Origin of the sequence: Amycolatopsis rifamycinica, from assembly GCF_000695625.1 — a bacterium.
Lineage (GTDB): Bacteria > Actinomycetota > Actinomycetes > Mycobacteriales > Pseudonocardiaceae > Amycolatopsis > Amycolatopsis rifamycinica.
Genome location: NZ_JMQI01000044.1, coordinates 20,451 through 40,827, shown reverse-complemented (window position 1 = coordinate 40,827; position 20,377 = coordinate 20,451). Strand labels below are relative to the sequence as shown.

Genomic DNA, 20,377 nt, shown 5'->3' with positions numbered 1-20,377 from the left:
GGCTCGCCGCCGTGGCCGGGGACCCGGCCGCGCTCGCGCGGAGCCTGCGGTCCTGGCTCTCCGGCGCGGACGCGGATGTGCTGACCGGCGAGGCGCCCGCCGACCCGCCACCGGCGGTGACCGCGCCGCCCGCCACCGCCCGGGAACTGGCGGCGGCGTTCGTGCGCGGCGACGCCGTGCGGTACGCCGAAGCCTTCCCCGCCGCGGCCCGGCGGATCGTGCCGCTGCCGACCTACCCCTACGAGCGGCAGCGCTATTGGCCGGGGGAGACGGCCAACGGGCACCGCGTCCGGCTCACCGGCGAGGAGTTCTTCCTCGCCGACCACCACGTCAACGGCCGGGCCGTGCTGCCGGCGGTGCTCTCGCTGGAGTTCGCCCGGCGTGCGGTGACGCCCGGCGCGTTCACCCCGGTCGGGCTGCGCGACCTCGTGTGGGCCGCGCCGTTCCCGGTCGGCGCCGAAGGGGCCGAGCTGTCGGTGGAGCGCGACGGGGACGTCTTCCGCGTGCTGCGCGACGGCACCGAAGCCCACGCGCACGGCCGGTACGCCGAACCCGGTCCCGCCGCGACCGTGCCGCTGGGCCGGGTGCGCGAGCGCTGTCGTGTCCGGTCGCTGACCGCCGGGCAGTGCCGGGAGGCCCTCGACGCGGTCGGCATCGGCCACGGCAGCCGCCTGCGCGCGCTCGACGGGCTGGCCGTCGGCGACGGTGAAGTGCTGGCGAAACTCGTCCTGCCCGCCGGAGCCGCGGCCGACGGCCTGGCCGTGCACCCGGCGCTGCTGGACAGCGCGGTGCAGGCGGTCGTCGGGTTGTTCGGCGACGAGACCGGCGCGCTCGCCGAGCACGCGGGCCGGCCCGCCCTGCCGTTCGCCGTCGACGCGGTCGACATCCTCGCGCCCACCACCGCGGCGATGTGGGCGCACGTGCGGCGCGCCACCGGCGAAGCGACCACAGTGGACAGCGGAACTCCACTGGACACAGTGGATATCGACGTGTGCGACGACGAAGGCCGCGTCGCGGTGCGCCTGCGCGGGCTGGCCTTCCGGCGCGTGGCGGCGGAGGCGGGCGTCCGCACCGCCCTGCTCGCCCCGGTCTGGGACGCGCTGCCCGACGACGTCGAGTGTGCCCCCGCGATCGGCACCCGGCTGGTCCTCGCCGGCGGCGGTGCGGCCGACCGGGACGCCTTCCTCGCCCGCTGCCCCGGGGCGACCGTCGTCGGCGCCGAGGACGTCGAGGACCTGCCCGCCGACGCCGACCACGTCGTCTGGCTCGCCCCGGAACGCGAGGGAGCCGACGGCGCGTACACCGTCTTCCGGTGGATCAAGGCCCTGCTGGCCGCCGGGGCGGACGAACGCGAGATCGGGTTCACCGCGGTCACCCGGCAGGCGTGCCGCGTGCCGGGCGACGCGTTCGCCGACGCGACGCACGCGGGCGTGCACGGCCTGCTCGGCTCGGTCGCCAAGGAGTACCCGCACTGGCAGGTGCGGGTGGTCGACGTCGCCGCGGGCGAGCCGGTGCCGTGGGCCGCGGTGCTGAACCCGCCGGCCGCGCTGCGCGGCGCGGTCGCCGCCCGCCGCCGCGGCGAGTGGTTCCGGCAGCGGCTGCTGGAGGTGGCCGACGCCCGGCCGCCCGCCGAGCCCGAGGCCCCCGGCGGCGTCGTCGTCGCCATCGGCGGGGCCGGCGGCATCGGCACCGTGTGGACCGAGCACCTGGTGCGCCGCCACGGCACCCAGGTGGTCTGGATCGGCCGCCGTCCGCTCGACGCCGCGATCGCGGCGAACCAGGAGTGGATCGCCGTCCACGGGCCGAAACCGGACTACGTGCGCGCCGACGCGACCGACCCGGCCGACCTGCGCCGGGCCTGCGCGGAGATCGTGCGGCGCCACGGGCCGGTGCACGGCGTGCTGCACACGGCGATCGTGCTCGGCGACCGGAGCGTGGCGCGGATGGACGAGGAGCGCTTCCGCGCCACCTACGCCGCCAAGGCGGACGTGGCGGTCAACCTCGCCGAGGCCTTCGCCGGCCAGCCGCTGGAGTTCGTCGCGTTCTTCTCGTCGATGCAGGCGTTCTTCACCGCGCCCGGGCAGGCCAACTACGCGGCGGGCTGCGCGTTCGCCGACGCCTACGCCGACGGGCTCGCCGAGCGGCTCGGCTGCCCGGTGAAGGTGATGAACTGGGGCTACTGGGGCGGCGTCGGCGTGGTGGCCGAGGACGGCTACCGGCAGCGGATGGCGCGACTGGGCCTGGGCTCCATCGAACCGGCCGAGGGCATGGCCGCGTTCGACCGGCTGCTGACCTCCCCGCACGACCGGCTGGCCCTGCTGAAGGCGGCCGACGCCCGCAGCATCGCCGGCTGCTACGAGGACAGCGTTCTCACGACCCTGCCCGGCACCGGAACCTCGCCCGTCGCGCAGCTGCGCGCGGCGCGGCCCGACCGCGGCGCCGAGATCGAGCGCGTGCGCGCCGCCGCCGACGGGCACGGCCGGTCCATGGAGGACGCGCTGGTCCGCATCACCTGGGCCCTGCTGCGCCACCTGGGCCTGTTCGCGCCGGGCCACGGCGGTACCGTCGCCGACTGGCTCGCCGCCGGGGGCATCGAGGCCCGCTACGAGCGGTGGCTCGGGCACACCCTGGCCGTGTTCGCCCGCAAGGGCCTGCTGCGGGAAACCGGCGACGGCCGCTACGAAGCCGCCGACGCCGGGCCGGTCGACCTCGACGCCGCCTGGCGCCGCTGGGACCTCGACCGGGCGCCGTGGCTGGACAGCGACGGCAAGCGCCCGCAGGCGGTGCTCGTGGACACGACCCTGCGCGCGCTCACCGACGTGCTCACCGGCCGCCGTCCGGCGACCGACGTCATGTTCCCGAAGTCGTCCTTGGAACTCGTCGAAGCCGTCTACCGCGACAACCCGGTCGCCGACTACTTCAACGACGTGCTCGCCGACACGCTCGTCGAGCACGTGCGCGCCCGGGTGGCCGAGGACCCGGCGGCCCGGCTGCGGATCCTGGAGATCGGCGCGGGTACCGGCGGCACCAGCGCGGTGCTGTTCCGCCGGCTGGCCCCGTGGCGCGAGCACATCGAAACCTATTGCTACACCGACCTTTCCAAAGCCTTCCTGCTGCACGCCCGCCGCGCATACGGCGAGTCCGCGCCCTACCTCGACCCCCGCCTCCTCGACATCGAGAAACCCTTGGCGGAGCAAGGCGTCGAGCTCGGGAGCTTCGACGTCGCCGTCGCCACGAACGTGCTGCACGCGACCCGCAACATCCGCGCCACGCTGACGAACACCAAGGCGGCCCTGCGCGCGAACGGCGTGCTGCTGCTCAACGAGCTCAGCGACAACGTCTTCTTCAGCCACCTCACCTTCGGCCTGCTCGACGGCTGGTGGCGCTACGACGACCCGGCGCCGCGGATCCCCGGCTCACCCGGCCTCACCCCGGGCAACTGGCTGCGCGTCCTCGAGGAGACCGGCTTCCGGACGGCGTTCGTCGCGGCCGAGGGCGCCGACGACCTCGGGCAGCAGGTGTTCGTCGCCGAAAGCGACGGCGTCGTCCGGCAGCCGGTCCCGGCCGGCGGCCCGGCCTTCGCGCCCGTCGCCGCCGAGGAACCGGCCGCACCCGCACCCGCGCCCGTGCCCGCTCCAGCTCCGGTGGGGGCGGGGACCGACCGTGAGACCGAGCTGCTGGAGCGGGCCCGCGACCACTTCCGCGGCCTGGTCGCGGAAGTCCTCCAGCTGCCGGTGTCGTCGGTGCGCGCCGACGTGACGTTCGACCGCTACGGCATCGACTCGATCCTGGTGGTGCAGCTGACCGAAGCGGTGCGCAAGGTGTTCGGCAACGTCGGCAGCACGCTGTTCTTCGAGGTCCGCACGGTCGACGGGCTCGCCCGCCACTTCGCCCGCACCCAGCCGGACGCCCTCGCCGCTTTGGTCGGCCTGACCGAGCCGGAACCCGCGCCGGAACCTGCGCCCGCCCGCGCGGCGGTCGTGGCGGAACCGGTGCCCGAGCCGGTGCCGGCCCGGTCCGGTGAGGACATGCCGATCGCCGTCATCGGCATGTCCGGGCGCTACCCCGGCGCGCGCAACCTCGGGGAGTTCTGGGCCAACCTGCTGGCCGGGGTGGACTGCGTCACCGAGATCCCGGCCGGTCGCTGGGACCACGAGCGCTACTACGACCCGCGTCGCGGTGTCCCGGGCAAAACCTACGCCAAGTGGGGCGGCTTCCTCGACGGCGTCGACGAGTTCGACCCGCTGTTCTTCGGCATCTCCCCGGCCGCGGCGGCCACGATGGACCCGCAGGAGCGGCTGTTCCTGCAGTCGGCCTACGAGACGCTGCAGGACGCGGGCCACACGCGGGACTCGCTGCGGGCCGCGGCGCGGGCCCGGGTCGGCGCGGACGCGGGCGACATCGGCGTGTTCGCCGGGGCGATGTACACCGAGTACCAGCTCTACGGCGCCGAACAGGCCGTGCGGGGCGAGCCGGTCGTCGTGCCGGGCAGCCTCGCGTCGATCGCCAACCGCGTGTCGTACTTCTTCGACGCCGACGGCCCGAGCGTCGCGGTCGACACCATGTGCGCCTCGGCCCTGACCGCCGTCCACCTCGCGTGCGCGGCCCTGCGGCGCGGGGAGTGCGGCGCGGCCATCGCCGGCGGGGTCAACCTGTCGCTGCACCCGAGCAAGTACCTGATGATCGGGCAGACGCAGTTCGCCTCCGGCGACGGCCGCTGCCGCAGCTTCGGCGCGGGCGGCGACGGCTACGTGCCCGGCGAGGGCGTCGGCACGGTGCTGCTGCGCCCGCTGGCCGACGCCGAAGCCGACGGCGACCGCATTCTCGGCGTCATCCGGGGCAGCGCGGTCAACCACGGCGGGCACACCCACGGGTTCACCGTGCCGAACCCGCGGGCGCAGGCGGCGGTGATCCGCCGCGTCCTGCGGACGGCCGGGGTGGACCCGCGGCGCGTCGGCTACGTCGAGGCGCACGGCACCGGCACCCCGCTGGGCGACCCGATCGAGGTGGCCGGGCTGACCGCGGCGTTCGCCGAGTTCACCGCGGACCGCGGCTTCTGCGCGATCGGCTCGGTCAAGTCCGCCATCGGCCACCTCGAAGCGGCGGCCGGGATCGCGGGTCTCGGCAAGGTCCTGCTGCAGATGCGGCACGGCACGTTCGCGCCGTCGCTGCACGCCGAGAGCGTGAACCCGGAGATCGACTTCGGCGAAACGCCGTTCGTGCTGCAGCGCGAGGCCGCCCCGTGGCCGCGGACCGGCGGCGAGCCACGCGTCGGCGTGGTCTCGGCGTTCGGGGCGGGCGGCGCCAACGCCCACCTGCTCGTGGAGGAGTACATCGTGCCCGAAGTTCCGCCGCGCCCGGCCACGCCCCAGGTCGTGGTGCTGTCCGCACTGGACGAAACCCGGCTGCGCGAGTCCGCGCAGCGCCTGCGCGACGAATTGCGCGACGGCTCGTGGAGCGACACCGACCTCGCCGACATCGCCTACACCCTCCAGACCGGCCGGGAGCCGATGCCCGCGCGGTTCGCGATGGTCGCGGCCGACCTGGCCTCCCTCGACGCGGCTCTGGACGCCTACGTCGGCGGAGCACCGCTGCCCCCGGACACGTTCACGGGCAGCGGCGAGCCCACCGGCCCGCTGGCGGCCCTCGCGGAGGACCCGGAATTCCAGGAGACCCTGACCCGCTGGGCGGCCCGCGGCAAGCTGGCTTCGCTCGCGGAGGCCTGGGCGGGTGGCGTCACGGTGGAGTGGTCCCGCCTGCACGCCGACGGCCCGCGCCCGCGCCGGGTCGGGCTGCCGACGTACCCGTTCGCCCGGGACCGCTACTGGTACACGGACGTGCTGTCGAAGCCGGACCAGCCGGTGTTGTCGCGTGATCCGGAGCCCGCGCCCGCTCCGAAGGTGGCCGGGTCCTTTGTGGAGCCGGAAGTGAGCTCCGGCTTGGTGCGGGCCGCCCTGCCTGTTCCGGAGGTGGTTGGCGGGTCCGCTGCCGAGTCGGCGGTGGGCTCCGGCTCGGGGCGGGCCGCCCGGCCCGTTCCGGAGGTGGTTGGCGGGTCCTTTGTGGATCCGGGGGTGGAGTCCGGCTCAGTGTCGGCCGCCCTGCCTGCTCGGGAGGTGGTTGGCGGGTCCATTGCCGAGCCGGCGGCGGATTCCGGCCCGATGCCGGCCACCCTGCCCGCGGGCGAACTCACCGTGTACCCCGTCTGGGAAGCCGAACGGCCCGGAACGGCGGCCCCCGCCGGCAGGTTGCTCGCCGTCGGGCTGGCGGCCGCCGAGGTCGCCGCGCTGCGGGACTGGGGTGCCGATGTCCGCACCGAGGCGGCTCCGGCCGGGCAGCCGCTCGAAAGCGCGGCCGTGCTGGCGTTCCCGGCGCCGGCCGGCGGCTCCGTGGCCACCCGGATCGCCGGGCACCGCGCCGCCGTGGGGCGGATGCACCGGGTCCTCACCGAGCTGCAGGCCCGGCACGGCGACCGGGACTTCGAGCTGACCCTGCTCACCCGCGGCGCCTTCGACCCGGCGGGCGGGGCGGGCGACCCCGCGCAGGCGAGCCTGCACGGCCTGCTCGGCGGCCTGGCGAAGGAGCAGCCGCGGTGGCGGGTCCGGGCCGTCGACCTGCCCGGCGACGAGCCCCTGCGGCCCGCGGAGGTGTTCGGCCTGCCCGCCGACCGCCGCGCGCACCCGGTCGTGCGCGCCGGCGGGCAGTGGCTGCGCCGCCGGCTCCTGCCGGTCGACCTGGCCGCGCCCGCGGCGCCGGTGTTCCGCCGGGGCGGGGTGTACCTGCTCGTCGGCGGGGCCGGTGACCTCGGCGTCGTGCTCACCGAGCACCTCGCCCGCACCTGCGCCGCCCGCGTGGTCTGGGTCGGCCGCCGGGCCGAGGACGACGAGATCCGCGCCCGCCGGACCGGGATCGACGGCCCGGCGCCGGACTACCTGCGCGCCGACGCCGCCGATCCGGCCGCGCTGCGGGCGGTCCGCGACGAGGTGCTGCGGCGGTACGGCCGGATCGACGGCGTCGTGCACCTGGCGATGACCTTCAGCCACACCCCGCTCGCCGAGCTGGCGGAGCCGGACCTGGCCGCGACGCTGGCGTCCAAAGTGGACCCCTGCGTGCACTTCGCGGACGTCTTCGCCGGGCTCGAACTCGACTTCGTCCTGCTGGTGTCGTCGCTGGTGACCTTCATCCGCAACCCCGGCCAGGCGCACTACGCCGCGGCCTGCGCCTACGTGGACGCGGCGGCGGCCGGGCTGCGCGCGGCACTGGGCTGCCCGGTGAAGACGGTGAACTGGGGCTACTGGGGCAACGTCACCGAGGACCTGCTCGAGGACCTGGCGGCGACGGGCCTCGCGCCGATCGAGCCCGGCCCCGCGATGGCCGCGCTGGAAGCGCTGCTCGCCGGGCCGCTCGACCAGATCGGGTACCTGCGGCTCGGCCGGCCGCTGCCGGTGGAGGGCGTGCTGACCGGGCAGACCGCGGTGGTGCACCCCGGCGCGCCGTCCGTGCCCACCGCCCCGGCCGGGGCACCGCTGCCCGCGGCGCTCGCCGCGTACCAGGCGGGTCCGGTGCCCGCCGAGATCGACGCGGCGCTGGCCCGCTGGGTCGCCGCCGAACTGCGCGCGGCCGGGTTCGCCGCGGCGGCGGACCTCCCGGCGGCCGGCCGGCTCGCCCGCTGGCTGCCGCCGACCCTGCGGGTCCTCACCGAGCAGGGCCTGCTCGACGACGCGGGCCGCTGGACCGCGGCGGTGCCGGACGCCGAGGCGTGCCGCGCCGGGTGGCCACGCGCGGCGGAGCGCTGGACGGCGGCCAACCCCGACCTGCGCACGCCGCTCGCGCTGCTCGGCCGGACCGTGCCCGCCCTGCCCGCCGTGCTGCGCGGGGAGGTTCCGGCCACCGGCGTGCTGTTCCCGGACGGCTCCTTCGACCTGGTCGAGGGCGTGTACCGGGACAACCGGGTCGCCGACCACTTCAACACCGTGCTGGCCGACAACGTCGCCGGCTTCCTGCGGGCGCGGCTCGCGGCCGAGCCCGGCGCGCGGCTGCGCGTGCTGGAGGCGGGTGCGGGCACCGGCGGCACCACGCGCGTGGTGCTCGACCGGCTCGCCCGGGCCGGCCTGCCCATCGCCGAATACTGCTTCACCGACGTGTCACGGGCGTTCCTGCACCGCGCCGAAGACACTTTCGGCGCCGGACACGACTTCCTCACCTACCGGGTGTTCGACGTCGCCGAACCGCCACAGGGCCAGGGCCTGGAGCCCGGGGCGTTCGACGTCGTCATCGCGGCCAACGTGCTGCACACGACGGCGGACGTCCGCGCGACGCTGCGCGGGGTCAAGGCCCTGCTGCGCGGCGACGGGCTGCTGGCGCTCAACGAGATCAGCGGGTTCTACCTCGTCAACCACCTGACCTTCGGGCTGCTGGACGGCTGGTGGGCCCACACCGATCCCGAGCTGCGCGTGCCGGACGGCCCGGCGCTGTCCCCGGCCGGCTGGCGGACGGTGCTGGAGCAGGAGGGGTTCACCGCCGTCAGCCACCCCGCGGCCGACGCCGAGCCGCTCGGGCAGCAGGTGCTGCTCGCCCACAGCGACGGCGTGGCCCGACGGCCGCGCGCCCTGCCATCACCGGTGCCTTCACCGTCGCCGGTGCCCGAGGCGCCGATCCCGGTGGCGGCCGAGCCGGCCCCCGGTGCCGAGCCGGCGCCGGTGGCCGCGGTCGCCGCCGTGGTGCTCCGCGCTCTCGCCGACGCGGTGCGGATGCCCGCGGACGCCATCGACCCGGCCCGCGCGTTCGCCGACTACGGCCTCGACTCGATCGTCGGCGCGGGCTTCGTCCGGCAGCTCAACACCGCGCTCGGGCTCGACCTGCTGACCACGGTGATCTTCGACCACCACAGCGTCGAGCAGCTCGCCGCGCACATCGCGGACGAGCACCGGCCCGCCCTGCCCGGCGCGGCCCCGGCGGCGAGCGACGAGCCGGCTCCGGCGCTCGCTGACCCGGCGCCCGCCGCCCCGGTGGCGGGGGAGCCGATCGCCGTCATCGGGATCAGTGGCCGGTTCGCCCAGTCGCCCGACCTCGACGCGCTGTGGGCGCACCTCGCCGACGGCGACGACCTGGTCGGCCCGATCGAGCGCTGGGACACCTCCGGTCCCGAGTGGACGGACGTGGCGTGCCGGTCCGGCAGCTTCCTCGACGGCATCGACGAGTTCGACGCCCGCTTCTTCCGGATGTCCGGGCGCGAGGCCGCCCACACCGATCCGCAGCAGCGGCTGTTCCTCGAACAGGCGTGGACGGCGCTGGAGAACGCCGGGTACGTCGGCGCCGCATTGGAGGGCACCCGCGCGGGCGTCTACGCCGGCTGCACCGGCGGCGACTACACCGCCTGGTTCGACGGGCGGCCGCCGGCGCAGGCGGCCTGGGGCAACGCCCCGTCGATCGTGCCCGCCCGGGTGGCCTACCACCTGAACCTGCGCGGGCCCGCGATCGCCGTCGACACGGCCTGCTCCAGCTCGCTGGTCGCCGTCCACCTCGCCTGCCAGGCGCTGTGGAGCGGGGAGGTCGACCTGGCCATCGCCGGCGGCGTCGCCGTGCTGACCACGCCGCGCACCCACCTGACGGCCGGGCGCGCGGGGATGCTGTCGCCGACCGGCCGCTGCCACACCTTCGACGCGGCGGCCGACGGCTTCGTCCCGGGCGAGGGCGTCGGAGTGGTGGTGCTCAGGCGGCTCGCCGACGCGCTCGCCGACGGCGACCACGTCCACGCCGTGATCCGCGGATCCGGGGTCAACCAGGACGGCGCCACCAACGGGATCACCGCCCCGAGCGCGGCGTCGCAGGAGCGGCTGATCCGGCAGGTGCACGAGCGCTTCGGCGTCGACCCGGCGGACATCGGGTACGTCGAGGCGCACGGCACCGGCACCAAGCTCGGCGACCCGATCGAGACCGAGGCCCTGGTCCGCGCGTTCGGCCCCGCCGAGGGTTCCCGCGGCTGCGCGCTCGGCTCGGTGAAGACGAACATCGGCCACACCATGTCGGCCGCGGGCGTGGCCGGGCTGCTGAAGATCGTGCTCGCGCTGCGCCACCGCATGCTGCCGCCGTCGCTGCACCACGAGGAGGCGAACCCGGCGATCCGGCTCGACGGCAGCCCGTTCCACGTCAACACGCGGCTGCGGCCGTGGGAGCCGAACGCCCGCGGCAAGCTGGTCGCCGCGACCAGCTCGTTCGGGTTCAGCGGCACCAACGCCCACGTCGTCGTCGAGGAACCGCCCGCGCCCGCGCCGCGCGAGGACGACGGCCGCGAGCTGCTGTTCGTGCTGTCGGCGCCCCGGCCCGAACCGCTGCGGCAGCTCGTCGCCGCGCTGGCCGGGCACCTGGCCGCGACGCCGGACGCCGTGCTCCGCGACGTCAGCCACACCCTGGCGACCGGGCGTGTCCACTTCGGACAACGCGTCGCCTTCGCCGCCGCCGACCGCGAAACCCTGCTGGGCAGGCTGGAATCCTGGCTGGCGGACGGGACCGAGCACCCGGCGGCGGACGCCGGGCTGGAGCGGATCCGGGCGGCCTGGTGCGACGGCGGGAACCTGGACACCGCGGCGTTGTTCGCCGGGCGCGACGTGCGGCGCACCCCGCTGCCGACCTACCCGTTCCAGCGCCGCAGTGCCTGGCCGGGCGGGGCGACCCCGGCGAGCCCGCTGCCGGGCGCGTCGCCGGCCACCACCGAGCCCATCGCGGTCGTCGGCATGGCCGCGCGGTTCGCCGGCAGCCCGGACGCCGAGAGCCTGTGGGCGCACCTGGCCGCCGGCGACGACCTCGTCGGCGAAGTGACCCGCTGGGACCTGACCGGGCGCCTGGGCCCGAAGACCGGCCGCCAGTACGGCAGCTTCCTCGAGGACCCGGCCCGCTTCGACGCGCTGTTCTTCGGCGTCTCCGGCACCGAGGCCGTGCACACCGACCCGCAGCAGCGCGTGTTCCTCGAAGAGTGCTGGCACGCGCTGGAGGACGCCGGCTACGCGGGCGAGCGGCTCACCGACCGCGCGTGCGGCGTCTACGTCGGCGCCTACCCGGGCGACTACCACCAGCTGATCGGCGACGAGCGGCCGCCGCAGACCATGTGGGGCAACATGGCCTCGGTCATCGCGTCCCGGATCTCCTACCTGCTCGACCTGTCCGGGCCGGCGGTCGCGGTCGACTCGGCCTGCTCCAGTTCTTTGGTCGCCATCCACCTGGCCTGCGACAGCCTTCGGCTGGGCACGGTGTCGATGGCGCTGGCCGGTGGCGTGTTCGTCCAGGCGACGCCGCGGCTCTACGAGTACTCCGCCACCGCGAAGATGCTCTCGCCGACCGGGCGGTGCCGCACGTTCGACGCGGCCGCGGACGGCATGGTGCCGGGCGAAGGCGCGGGTGTCCTGGTGCTGAAGCGGCTGAGCGACGCCCGGCGCGACGGCGACCACGTCTACGGCGTGATCCGCGGGTCCGGCGTCAACCAGGACGGCACCACCCACGGCATCACCGCGCCGAGCGCCCAAGCTCAGGTGGACCTGGTTCGCCAGGTTCACCGCGCCGCGGGGGTCCGCCCGGGCGGGGTCCAACTGCTCGAGGCCCACGGCACCGGTACGCCGCTCGGCGACCCGATCGAATTCGGTGCCCTCGCCGAGGCGTTCGACGGCGCACCGGACGGCGGCTGCGCGCTCGGGTCGATCAAGACCAACCTCGGGCACACCCAGTTCACCGCCGGGGTCGCCGGCGCCCTCAAGGCGCTGCTCGCGCTGCACCACCGGCAGATACCGCCGTCCCTGCACTTCACCCGGCCCAACCCGGCGATCCCGCTGGCGGGCAGCCCGTTCCACGTGCCGGGGGAGCTGCGGGACTGGCCGCGGCCGGAGTCCGGGCCCCGCCGCGCCGGAGTCAGTTCTTTCGGCGCCAGCGGCACCAACGCGCACGCCGTCTTCGAGGAAGCGCCCGCGCTCGAAGGCCCGGCGCACCCGGCGCGGGACCGGTGGCTCGTCGTGCTCTCCGCGCAGGACGAGCGGGCGCTGCGTACCCACGTCGAGCGGATGCTCGCCCACGTCGAAACCCACCGGGACCTCGACCTCGGCGACGTCGCCTACACCCTGGCGACCGGCCGGCGGCACGAAACCCGGCGGTGGGCCTGCGTCGCGCGGGACGTCGCGGAGTGGGCCGAGGCCATGCGGGCGTGGCTGCGCGACGGCCACGCCGGGCCGGTCGTCACCGGGACGGTGCCCGGCGAGCACCCCGAGCCGGTCGATCCGCGAGGGCTGACCCCGCCGGAGGCCGCGCAGCGGTACGTGCGCGGCGAGCTCACCACCCTGGGCGGCCTGTTCGGCGGCGGGTTCCGGGTGGTGCCGCTGCCGGGCTACCCGTTCGGCGGGGAGCGGTACTGGATCACCGCACCGCCGGACGTCCCGGCCGCTGCCGAGCCGGCTTCGGCTTCGGCTTCGCTGACCGTCCACAAGCGACTCGGTGACCGCACCTACGCCGTGGAGCTGACGGGCCGCGAGTTCTTCCTGGACCACCACCGGGTTTCCGGCGTGCCGGTGCTGCCCGGCGTCGTCTACCTGGAACTGGCCAGGGCCGCCGCCGAAGCCGAAGGCTTCCCGCGGGCCGGGGTGGTGCTGCGCAACGTCGTCTGGACCCGCCCGGCGCGCATCACGGCACCGACGACCGCGGAGATCACCCTCGACCCGCAGGACGGCGGCGCGTTCGGCTACCGGATCGCCACGACCGGCACGGGCGAGCCGGTCACGCACGGCCAGGGCCGGATCGAGCCGTCCGCGCCCGCCGCGCCGCCCCGGCTCGACATCGCGGCGCTGCGGGCGGAGTGCACCCGCCGCACCCTCGACCGCGACGCCTGTTATGCCGTGTACGACGGCACGGAGATGGGCCTCGGGCCGGACATGCGGGGCATCGAGCGGCTCGACCTCGGCGACGGCCTGATCGTCGCGCGCCTGCGCCGCCCGGGCGCGGCCGCCGGCGCCACGGTGCACCCCGCGATGCTCGACTCCGCGCTGCAGGCCACGTTGGGGCTCGCCCTGGCCGAAGGCGCGGACGAGGTCACGGCGGCGTTGCCGTTCGCCCTCACGGAGGTGAGGGTGCACGCCCCGACCCCGGCCACCGGCTGGGCGGTGATCCGCCCCTCGGCGAACGACCGCCCGGGCACGGTCCGCCGCCTGGACATCGACCTCTGCACCGACGACGGCGAGGTGTGCGTGCGGCTGCTCGGGTTCACGTTCCGCGCCCTGCCTGGCGGCGGGACCCCGGCGGGGTCCGGTGGTGTGGACGCGGCCGGGGAGGTCCGTTCCGCCCTGCCGGGTCGCAGGGAACTGGTCGAGGCCGGCGCGGTCGGTACCGAGGTGAACCCGGCCGAGGCGAGCGGCGTGCCACTCCCCGCCGGTCTTGGTGGTGCTCACGCGGCCGAGGTCGGTGAGCCCGGCGGTCCCCGGCGGGGTGGCGGCCAAGAGGCCGGTTCGCTCGTCCTGGCCCGCCCCGGCTGGCACCCCGCCGGCCCGGCCGCCGCGACACCGTCGCCCGTCCGGCACGAGGTGCTGCTCGCCGGCACCGGTGGCCCCGACGCGGCCGAGATCGGCGCGCACCTCGGCGTGCCCTGCACCGCTCTGTCCGGTGGCGGGGACCTGGCTGCCGCGTTCACCGGGCAGGCCGGGCAGCTGCTCGGGCGGCTGCAGGATGCCGTCACCGCGAGCCGGGACGGCCGGGTGCTGCTGCAGGTCGTCCTGCCCGACGACGCCGGAAACCAGCCGTACGCCGGACTGGCCGGGCTCCTGCGCACCGCGCGCCGCGAGCACCCGAAGGTGCTCACCCAGCTCGTCGTCGTGGCGCCCGCCGCCGACGCGGGCGAGGTGGCCGCTCGCCTGCGCCGGGAAGCCGCTGCCGCTGCCGCCGACGATGTGGTGGTCCGGGAAACCGGGGGCCGCCGGGAGGTCGCCCGGTGGAGCGCGCTGCCCGAGACGGCCTCCGTGCGGCCGTGGCGGGCCGGTGGGGTCTACCTGATCACCGGGGGCGCGGGCGGCCTCGGCCGGGTGTTCGCCCGGGAGATCGCCACGAGCGTCACCGCGCCGGTGCTGGTGCTGTGCGGCCGTTCGCCCGAGGAACCGGCCCCGCTGCTCGACGAGCTGCGGGCGGCGGGGGCCCGTGCGAGCTACCGGCAGCTGGACGTCGCGGACCGGGCCGCGGTCGAGCGCTGCGTCGTCGACGTCGTGGCCGGGCACGGCGGCTTGGACGGCGTCCTGCACTGCGCCGGCGTCCTGCGCGACGGCTACCTGGCCAGGAAGACCGCGGCCGACCTGCGGGCCGTCTTCGCCGCCAAGGTCGCGGGGCTGGTCAACCTCGACGAGGCGACCGCGGGTACGCGGCTGGAGTTCTTCATCGCCTTCTCCTCGCTGTCGGTGTCCGGGAACCCGGGCCAGGCCGACTACGCCGCGGCCAACGCGTTCCTCGACGAATTCGCCGCCCGGCGGGCCGCGCAGGTCGCCGCCGGGGAGCGGCACGGGCACACGCTCAGCGTCGGCTGGCCGCTGTGGGCCGACGGCGGCATGCGCGTCGGCGCCGCGACCGAACAGTCCATGCGGGACACCGTGGGCATCGTGCCGATGCCGTCGGCGGCCGGGGTGGCGGCGCTCCACCACGCCTACGGCAGCGGCGCACCGCACGTGCTCGTGATGTACGGCGACCGCGAGCGGATCGAACGGACCCTGCTCGCCCCCGCACCCGTCACCGAAAAGGAGGTGTCCGCCGTGCCCGAACCCGGCGGCCTGGTGGAACTGCTGGCCGAGCGCGTGTCGCGCCTGCTCGACGTGCCGGCCGAGGAAATCGAGGGCGCGGTCGACCTCGCCGAGTACGGGTTCGACTCCATCTCGCTGGTGGACTTCGTCGGCCTGCTCAACGACGAGTTCGGCCTGAACCTGGTGCCCACGCTGCTGATCGAGTACCCGACCCTCGACGGCCTGGCCGCCTACCTGGCGGAGCACCACGGCGCCGTCTTCGCCCCCGAACCGGCCCCCGAACCGGCTCCGGCGCCCGAGCCGGTCGCGGCGCCGCGGACGGCGGTGCTGGCCGAGCTGACGGAGCTGACGGCGGCGGTGCTGCGCCTGCCGGCCGACCGGATCGAGGGCGGCCGGGAGCTGAGCCGGTACGGCGTGGACTCGCTGTCGCTGACCGAGCTGGTGGCGGAGGTCAACGCGCGGTTCGGGCTGACGCTGGACCCGACGCTGCTGTTCGAGTACCCGACGCTCGACGGGCTGGCCGACTACCTGCTGGCGCACCACCCGGACCGGCTCGGCGGCCGCGCCGCCCCGCCGGAACCGGAAGCCGCGGCGGTGGAAGCCGCCGCATCGGAAGCCGCCGCGGTGGAAGCCGCCGTACCGGAAGCGGCGCCGGAAGGACCCGAGCCGATCGCCGTGATCGGGATGAGCGGCCGGTTCCCGATGGCCGGGGACATCGCCGAGTTCTGGCGGAACCTGGCCGAAGGACGCGACTGCATCAGCGAGATCCCGGCCGATCGCTGGGACTGGCGCGAGTGCTACGGCGACCCGGTCACCGAGCCCAACACCAGCAACGTCAAGTGGGGCGGGTTCATCGACGGCGTCGGCGACTTCGACCCGCTGTTCTTCGACATCTCCCCGCGCGAAGCCGAGCTGATGGACCCGCAGCAGCGGCTGATGCTGCTGTACGCGTGGAAGGCACTGGAAGACGCCGGCTACGCGGCCGAGTCCGTGGCGGGCAGCGACATGGCGATCGTGGTCGGCACCGCGAGCACCGGGTACCCCACGATGGTCGCGAAGTACTCGCCGGTCGTGGAGCCCTACGACGCCACCGGGGCCGCGCCGTGCCTCGGGCCGAACCGGATGAGCTACTTCCTCGACGTGCACGGCCCGAGCGAGCCCGTCGACACCGCCTGCTCCAGCGCGCTGATCGCCACCCACCGCGCGGTCTGCGCCCTGCAGGACGGCACGTCCGACATGGCCATCGTCGGCGGCGTCAACACCGTGCTCAGCAAGGACCTGCACATCAGCATGAGCAAGGCCGGGATGCTCGCCGAAGACGGCCGGAGCAAGACCTTCTCGGCCGACGCGGACGGCTACGCGCGGGGCGAGGGCGTCGGGATGCTGGTGCTGAAGAAGCTGTCGGCGGCCGAGCGCGACGGCGACCACATCTACGGCCTGATCCGCGGCACCGCCGAAAACCACGGCGGCCGGGCGAACTCGCTGACCGCGCCGAACCCGAAGGCGCAGTCCGCGGTGATCCGCGCCGCGTACCGGAAGGCCGGGATCGACCCGCGCACGGTCGGCTACGTCGAGGCTCACGGCACCGGCACGAAACTCGGCGACCCGGTGGAGATCAACGGCCTCAAGGAGGCCTTCCGCGACCTCTACGCCGACGCCGGGGCGGCGGTGGCCGCCCCGCACTGCGGCATCGGGTCGGTGAAGACCAACATCGGGCACCTGGAGGTCGCGGCCGGCGTGGCCGGGCTGATCAAGGTGCTGCTGCAGATGAAGCACCGCACGCTCGTCCAGAGCCTGCACTGCGACACGGTCAACCCGTACGTCAAGCTCGACGGCACGCCGTTCTTCCTGGTGCGCGAGAAGCAGCCGTGGCCGGCGCCGGTCGACGCCGCGGGTGCCGAACTGCCGCGCCGCGCCGGGGTGAGCTCCTTCGCCTTCGGCGGCGCGAACGCGCACGTCGTGCTGGAGGAGTACGTGCCGAAGCCGGTCCCCGCCGCACCGCCCGCGGGTCCGCTGCCCGTCGTGGTGTCCGCGAGCCACCCCGAGGTGCTGCGCACCCTGGTGGAGGACTGGGTCGCCGCGCTGCGCGAGGGCCGCTACGACGACTCCGACCTGGCCTCGATCGCCTTCACGTCCCAGCTCGGGCGCACGGCGATGACCGAGCGGCTGGGCTGTGTCGCCGGCAGTGTCGCCGAGCTCGCGGCCGGGCTGGAATCGTGGCTGCGCGGGGAACCGAGCAGCACGGTCGTCACCGGCCGGGTCGCCCGCGACGGCGTTCCGGCGGCACCGGCGGGCCCGGACCCGGCCGCGGCCCTGCGGGCCTGGGTGCGGGGCGCCGACGTCGACTGGAGCCGGTGGCACACCGGCCCGCGGCGGCGCATCCCGTTGCCGACCTACCCGTTCCGGCTGAAGCGCTACTGGCTCGACACCAGCGTTCCGGTGGCGGGGACCGGCGCGGCGAAGCTGCACCCGCTCGTGCACGCGAACACCTCGGACCTGAGCGGGCCGCGCTACACCACCCGCTTCACCGGCCGGGAGTTCTTCCTCGCCGACCACCGGGTCCGCGGGGTGCCGGTGCTGCCCGGGGCGGCCCACCTGGAGATGGCACTGGCCGCGGCCCGGCTGGCGGGCGGCGACCGCGTGTGGTCGTTCGCCGGCGTCGCCTGGGACCGGCCGCTGCCGGTCGAGTCGGCCACGGACGTCCACATCGGACTCTCGGCCGACGGGGACGGCGCACTGGCCTACCGGGTGTGCACCACGGGTCCGGACGGCGGGGACGTCGTGCACGGCCACGGCGTGCTGACCGCCGGGACGGACCCGGGACCGTTGCCGCGCCACGACATCCCGGCCCTGGTCGAGCGGTGCCACGGACGCGTCCTCGACGCGGGGGAGTGCTACGCGCGGTTCGGCGGGCTGGACCTCGGCTACGGTCCCGCGTTGCGGACGATCGAGCGGCTGCACAGCGGGGCCGAGCTCGCGGTGGCGCGGCTGCGGCGGCCGGCCGAGGCCGCGGCCGACCCGGCGTTCGTGCTGCACCCCAGCCTGCTCGACGCCGCGTTCCAGAGCGCACTGGGCCTGTTCGCCGCCGACGGCGACGAAGCGGTGCCCGCCGCGCTGCCGCACTCGGTTGACGAGATCCGCGTGCTGCGCCCGCTGCCGGCCACGGGGTGGGCTGTCGTCCGCTTCGCCGCGGACGGGGCGGCCCCCGGCGAGTACGCGCTCGACATCGACGTGTGCGACGACGAAGGCGAGATCTGCCTGCGGCTGCGCGGGTTCCGCGTCCGGGCCCTCGACGGGCCGCGGCCCGCCGAGGCGGCCGACCCCGCCGAGGCGGCCGACCCCGACGAGGAGTTCCTGGCCCGGCTGATCGAGGCCGCCGGCGAAGGCGCGATCAGCCTGGACGAGTTCGAACGGAGCCTGGCGTGAAAGCGGTGATCTTCCCCGGCCAGGGTGCCCAGGTGAAGGGCATGGGCCGCGAGCTGTTCGACGCCTACCCCGAGCAGACCGAACGGGCCTCGGACCTGCTCGGCTACTCGATCCGCGAACTGTGCCTGGAGGACCCGCGGCGGGAGCTGAACCGCACGGAGTTCACCCAGCCGGCGCTGTTCGTGGTCGGTGCGCTGGCCCACCGCCGGTGGCGTGAGGAGAACGGCGGTGAAGCGGCGTTCTACGCCGGGCACAGCCTCGGCGAGTACTGCGCGCTGCACGCGGCGGGCGCGTTCGGCTTCGAGACCGGGCTGCGCCTGGTCCGGCGCCGGGGCGAGCTGATGGCCCGTGCGGGCGGCGGCGGGATGATCGCGGTGACCGGCCTCGGCCGCGACCAGGTCACCCAGCTGCTGCGCGAGGGCGGGTTCACCACCCTCGCCGTCGCCAACGACAACTCGCCGGAGCAGTGCGTCGTCTCGGGCGACGCCGAGGCGATCGACGAGCTGGGCCGGTACCTGCAGGCCCGTGGGCTGCGCTGGGTCCGGCTGCGCGTGTCCGGCGGGTTCCACTCCGCGCTGATGCGCCCGGCGCAGCAGGAGTTCCGCCGGTGCCTCGACAGCTTCGACCTCGGCACGCCCCGGGTGCCCGTGATCGCGAACAGCACCGCGCGTCCGTACGCCGCCGGGGCGACGGCGGGGATGCTCGCCGACCAGATCGTGCAGTCGGTGCGCTGGACCGAAACCGTGCGGTACCTGCTCGACGTCGGGGTCACCGAGTTCGTCGAGCTGGGCGGCACCGTGCTGACGAAGCTGGTCGAGCAGACCCGCGCCGCGTCCCGCGCGCCGTCGCCCGCGCCGCGGGCGCAGCACCTGGGCAGCGCCGTCTTCCGCGAGCGGCACGGTCTGCGCTACGCCTACGTCGCCGGCGGGATGTACCGCGGGATCGCCTCGCCGGAGCTGGTCGCCCGGCTGGGCCGCGCGGGCATGCTCGGGTTCCTCGGCACCGGCGGTCTCGACCCGGTGGAGATCGAACGCGGGATCAAGGAGGTCCAGGCCGCGCTCGGGCCGGACGGGCCCTACGGCGTCAACTTCATCGCCGACCACGACGACCCCGCCGCCGAGGAGGCCGTGGTGGACGTGCTGCTGCGGCACGGCGTCCGGCTGGTCGAGGCGTCGGCGTTCATCCGGATGACGCCCGCGCTCGTGCGCTACCGGGCCACCGGCCTGCGCCGCGGGCCCGGCGGTGAGCCGGTGTGCGGGCACCGCATCATGGCGAAGGTGTCGCGGCCCGAGGTCGCGGCCGCGTTCATGGCCCCGCCGCCCGACGCGGTGCTGGACCGGCTGCGCGCGGACGGCACGCTCACCGCCGAGCAGGCCGAGCTGGCCCGGCGGGTGCCGATGAGCCACGACATCACCGTCGAGGCCGACTCCGGCGGGCACACCGACGGCGGCATCCCGACCGTGCTGCTGCCCGCGATGCTCGAACTGCGCCGCCGCGTGACGGCCGAGCACCGTTACGCCGAGCCGATCTGTATGGGCCTGGCCGGCGGCATCGGCACACCCGCGGCGGTGGCGGCCGCGTTCGTGCTCGGCGCGGACTACGTGCTCACCGGCTCGGTCAACCAGTGCACGGTCGAGGCGGCGACCAGCGACACGGTCAAGGACATGCTCGCCGGCATCGACGTGCAGGACACCGACTACGCGCCGGCCGGGGACATGTTCGAGCTCGGCAGCAAGGTGCAGGTCCTGCGCAAGGGCGTGTTCTTCCCGTCGCGGGGGAACAAGCTGCACGCGCTCTACACCCACTACGACAGCCTCGACGACCTGCCGGCCAAGACCCGCGCGCAGCTGGAGCGCACCTATTTCCGCAAGCCGCTGGACGAGGTCTGGGCCGAGGTCGCCCGGCACCTGCGGGCGACCGGCCGGGCCGAGCTGCTGGCGCAGGCCGAACGGCAGCCGAAGCAGAAGATGGCGCTGGTGTTCCGGCGCTACTTCGGCTACAGCGCGCGGATTGCGCTCGAAGGCAGCCCCGGCGACAAAGTCAACTACCAGGTGCACACCGGACCCGCACTGGGGTCCTTCAACCAGTGGGTGCGGGGCACCCCGCACGAACCGTGGCGGCGCCGGCACGTGGACGAGATCGGCCTGCTGCTGCTCGACGGCGCGGCCGAGCACCTCGCCGCGTTCTCGCGCCCCTGACCCGCC

2 protein-coding genes are annotated in these 20,377 nt (G+C 75.5%); both read left to right on the top strand.

What is annotated here, in order from left to right; all coding sequences use genetic code 11:
• The first annotated feature begins 11 nt into the window (after positions 1-11).
• Complete coding sequence (locus DV20_RS44990) at positions 12-18,173, top strand: SDR family NAD(P)-dependent oxidoreductase (protein ID WP_043782835.1); 18,162 nt, start codon at positions 12-14, stop codon at positions 18,171-18,173.
• Entirely contained in the window at positions 18,170-20,371 is a 2,202-nt protein-coding gene (gene fabD, locus DV20_RS21025) for an ACP S-malonyltransferase (RefSeq protein ID WP_043782833.1), read from the top strand. Before DV20_RS44990 ends, fabD begins: the two co-directional genes overlap by 4 nt.
• Positions 20,372-20,377: the final 6 nt, after the last annotated feature.